This is a genomic window from Bacillus sp. AY3-1 (assembly GCF_008368785.1).
Lineage (GTDB): Bacteria > Bacillota > Bacilli > Bacillales > Bacillaceae_G > Bacillus_A > Bacillus_A wiedmannii.
This window is the reverse complement of sequence record NZ_QORZ01000048.1, coordinates 1-3,016: the sequence shown is the minus strand read 5'-3', so window position 1 is coordinate 3,016 and position 3,016 is coordinate 1. Positions and strand designations below refer to the sequence as shown.

General features: G+C 33.7%; 4 protein-coding genes. All 4 read right to left on the bottom strand.

Annotated features, from left to right (window positions below; all coding sequences use genetic code 11):
* Positions 1 to 355: 355 nt before the first annotated feature.
* The gene (locus tag DN389_RS28150) at positions 356 to 853 is read right to left on the bottom strand and encodes a DM13 domain-containing protein (RefSeq protein ID WP_000824738.1); all 498 of its coding nucleotides are present in this window, start codon (positions 851 to 853) and stop codon (positions 356 to 358) included.
* A gap of 97 nt (positions 854 to 950) precedes the next feature.
* Positions 951 to 2,009, bottom strand: a complete 1,059-nt coding sequence (locus tag DN389_RS28145) for a sensor histidine kinase (RefSeq protein WP_149237853.1) — start codon at positions 2,007 to 2,009, stop codon at positions 951 to 953.
* Positions 2,006 to 2,116, bottom strand: coding sequence for a winged helix-turn-helix domain-containing protein (locus tag DN389_RS29290; RefSeq protein ID WP_370512823.1), 111 nt, complete (start codon positions 2,114 to 2,116; stop codon positions 2,006 to 2,008). The genes DN389_RS28145 and DN389_RS29290 overlap by 4 nt, the downstream gene beginning before the upstream one ends.
* Positions 2,116 to 2,892, bottom strand: a complete 777-nt coding sequence (locus DN389_RS28140) for a response regulator transcription factor (protein ID WP_370512822.1) — start codon at positions 2,890 to 2,892, stop codon at positions 2,116 to 2,118. The genes DN389_RS29290 and DN389_RS28140 overlap by 1 nt, the downstream gene beginning before the upstream one ends.
* Positions 2,893 to 3,016: the final 124 nt, after the last annotated feature.

The following is a 3,016-nucleotide window of genomic DNA, read 5'->3' as shown; positions in this document are numbered from 1 at the left end:
TGATATGTTCCTGCCTTTTTCTTATGGGGTACCGATACATAGTCATCTAGCTATGAAAAGCAACTACCCCAAAATGAGAAATTTGGCATCTTAACACCCCTCAAGTGGCTTCTGTATATAATACAGTTTAAATTTAATTTTTCTTGATAAATCAAAGATTTCCTGGCATACTCTTAAAATTATTTATGCACGAATAAAATCTCTTCGTAAACGTCCAATTGCACTAAAATATACAAAAATTGAGAAATATGAAAAAGACACTCTTATGAGTGCCCTTCTTAGCAACTAAGTTCGCTGTAGCTTTTACCATAACCCATATGAATTTCGCCTGTAAGAGGAAATTTCAAGTTCATATTTAATTATTAAAATAAACCGCACCAAAGTTTTCATTAAATCTTTTACACCAAACAGAAACCGAACCATATTCACTTACATCTATCCCTTCAGGAATTTCGTAGTTTTGGTCTCCTTTATTTCCCTTTAATTTTCCTAATTCAATATACTGATAGTTTTTTACGTCTTCATTATTTTTCAAACGATTTGTAGGAACTAATACAACTCGTACATCTGGCCCATTTGATGTTGCAAAATTAGAAAGTCGTAAAACACGTTTTCCATCCGCTAATTGGTGAATTTTTGCCGTTCCAGTTGTTTCATGGACACCGTTTTGAAACTGTCCTTCCCTTATTACTCGATCACTTTGTTGCCTTACTTCAGTTGATTGTATCTCTGCTTGTGGCAATGATTCATTTACGCGCTTATCAATAAATAATTTCTCTGGTCGGAACAATGACCATAAAATCCCCAATACAATTATTAAACCACCTATAAGCCATACATATTTTCTTTTCATAAAGTAAAAAACCTCCTGTAACATACTGTGTAGTAGTATGTTAACAAGAAGGTCTTTCATTTTTCTAACGTAAATGTTACAAAAGTCTTTCAGCATCTTATTTTTTTACTGATGTGATGGGAAGAGTGAACCAAAATTCACTTCCCTGCTTACCATCTGCGCGATTCCTTACGCCAATTTCCCCTTTGTGCATTTCAATCAATGATTTTGCAATAGCTAATCCAAGTCCGGAACCTCCAGATTGTGAACTTCTTGATCGATCTGTTCTAAAAAAACGTTCAAATACACGTAATTGATCATTTGGAGAAATTCCCATTCCTTCATCCCGCATAGTGAATTGGACCTGTTGAGTTGGTTTATTTTTCACTACAGTCAATTCAATTGTTCCAGAGATAGGAGAATATCGAATTGCATTATGTAATAAATTACCTATGACCCTTTCAATTTTACAAGGCATAATCAAAAGCCGAGGTAATGTATCAGGGACATCCAATTGCACATGGATTTGTTTGTCTCCTAATAAGACAGAATGTGACTCTAATACATCTAATAGAACTTTATCTAAATGTGTGAAACTTGGGTGAAAATCTACTTGCTCAAACTCTAACTTTGAAAGATCAAATAAGTCGTTAATTAATCCATTTAATCTTTCTATTTCTTTTAAAACCGTTGCTAAGTATCGCTTTTTCATTTCAGGATCTTCAATCAGGTTATCTTGTAATGCTTCTATCATCATTTGCATACTAGCCATAGGTGTTCGTAAGTCGTGTGAGATATTGGTAATTAGCTCCTTACGAGAGTTTTCTTGTTCCTCTAACTTAGTAAACCCTTCTTCTAATTTTTTTGCCATCTGTTGAAAAGCTGTTGCCAATTCTTTAAACTCACGTGGTTCTTGCCCAATTATATACATCGTTTCAAAGTGTCTATCACTAAATTGTTTCGTCAATTTTATTAAATTTTGTATAGATCTCATGATAGGACGTGTCATTAACCAATAAATAAACGTTGAAATAATGAATGCCACAAATGCAATTACTGTTAATAACCGCGTTTGTTCCGGTTCAAGTAACATTTTGGTCTCACTATACCATATAGCAATTACCATAATACTGGTACTTAATAGATTCATGAGTAACAATTGAATACGTAATCTCATATTTCATTTCCTCCATTTGGCTCAAAGCGATATCCTATACCCCAAACCGTATGAATCCAACGATTCTTTATCGTATGCTTTTCGAGCTTTTCACGTAAACGACTCACTAACACGATAACTCTGTTTGATATCCTTTGCTTTTGAGCTTTTCACGTAAACGACTCACTAACACGGTAACTGTGTTTGATGCCCCTTCATGTCCAAAATCCCAAATTAATTCAAGAAGCTGCGAGCGAGAAAATACTTGTTTTGGATGCTTTGCCATGAGATAAAGTACCTCAAACTCTTTCACCGTTAACTCCACTTCCTTATCACAAACAAGTACATATCTTGTCTTTGGATATATTTTTAAATCTGGAAACTCTATCACTTCCAATAGAGACTCTTTCGCTTGTATTGGTACATGGCTTCCTCTTCTTAGTATAATTTGAACCCTTAATACTAATTCACGGGGGGAAAATGGCTTTGTTAAATAATCATCAGCCCCCATTGTTAAGCCTAAAATTCGATCCCTTTCCTCTCCCTTAGCAGTTAACATAATAATAGGAACATTTGACTGTTGACGAATTTCCTCGCATAATTCCCATCCATCTTTTTTTGGCATCATCAAATCTAATATAATTAAATCTGGTTGATGTGTAAGAAATAAATCCCAACCTTCTAATAGGAACATTTGACTGTTGACGAATTTCCTCGCATAATTCCCATCCATCTTTTTTTGGCATTCTAATATAATTAAATCTGGTTGATGTGTAAGAAATAAATCCCAACCTTCTTTACCATTTACAGCGGTATAAACTTCATATTCTTCTCTTTCTAAATACCGTTTGCATACTTCTCGAATATTTTCTTCATCTTCTACGATTAAAATTCTTTTCTTCATATACTATCCTCGCTTCTTTTTCACCAATAACACAAAATTTATTTTTTCTATTATCCAATGAAAATTCAGAAAACAAATTTTGTAATACAGATAGTAATCTTAACATTTGATTACTTATATGACT

Bases quoted from the DNA above. Each gene is read 5' to 3' on its own strand.
- DN389_RS28140 (WP_370512822.1), bottom strand. From the start codon at position 2,892: ATGAAGAAAAGAATTTTAATCGTAGAAGATGAAGAAAATATTCGAGAA.
- DN389_RS28145 (WP_149237853.1), bottom strand. From the start codon at position 2,009: ATGAGATTACGTATTCAATTGTTACTCATGAATCTATTAAGTACCAGT.
- DN389_RS28150 (WP_000824738.1), bottom strand. From the start codon at position 853: ATGAAAAGAAAATATGTATGGCTTATAGGTGGTTTAATAATTGTATTG.